Consider the following 927-nt stretch of genomic DNA (forward strand, 5'->3'; position numbering starts at 1 on the left):
GGCATGCTCTTTTACAATCTGATGGATTCGCAATCAGGAGCTTATTTTGAACAGGCCTCCTTTGATCTGCAAGGACATTTTAATATTGATGCGTTTGCGGCAAGTTTGGATGTATTGGTGCAGCGGCATACGGTACTACGCACGAACTTCTACAGCGGCTGGAAAGATGAACCACTTCAGGTTGTGTATCGGAATAAGCGCAGCGAACTGTATGTAGAGGATTTGCGGGATATGGAGCAAGAGCGGCAAAACGAGTACATCCTCGAATATACGCGCAAAGACAAGCAAAGAGGCTTTGATCTGGCGCAAGATGCTTTGATGCGTGTGGCTGTTTTGCGCACAGGTGAGGATGCGTACCGTTTTGTATGGAGCTTCCACCATATCGTGATGGACGGCTGGTGCTTGTCGCTGGTGACAGGCGAAGTGTTTGCGAGTTATTTTGCAATACTGGCTCATAAGCAACCTGAACTGGCCCCTGTAACGCCGTACAGTCAATATATTGAATGGCTGGAACAGCAGGATCGTCAGGCCGCATCAGGTTACTGGAGCAAGGTTCTGGAAGGATATGAGGAACAGTCCCGCCTGCCACAGGCTAAAATCCAGGGCAAAACGGAATATCAGGCGGAGCGTCTGGATTTTGACTTGGGCGCGGATCTAACGGCAGGTATTCAGCGCATAGCCAAGCGTTATCAGGTAACGATCAATACGTTGATGCAGACCGTTTGGGGCCTGTTGCTGCAAAAATATAATGGCACAGATGATGTGGTGTTTGGCAGCGTGGTATCTGGACGTCCGGCAGACATTCCGAATGTGGAGCACATCATTGGTCTGTTTATCAATACCATTCCTGTGCGTATCCGCAGTCAAGTGGACAGCTTATTCTCAGACGTGATGAAGCAAACCCAAGAGCAATCGATTGCTTCCCAT

Annotated in this window: 1 protein-coding gene; it reads left to right on the forward strand. The window is 49.1% G+C overall.

Annotated features, from left to right (window positions below):
* Window positions 1-927, forward strand: a 927-nt coding sequence (locus NLX74_RS25495) for a condensation domain-containing protein (protein WP_254330932.1), incomplete at both ends; no start/stop codon positions are given.

It is taken from the genome of Paenibacillus sp. MZ03-122A, from assembly GCF_024213325.1.
Taxonomy (GTDB): Bacteria; Bacillota; Bacilli; order Paenibacillales; family Paenibacillaceae; genus Paenibacillus; species Paenibacillus polymyxa_B.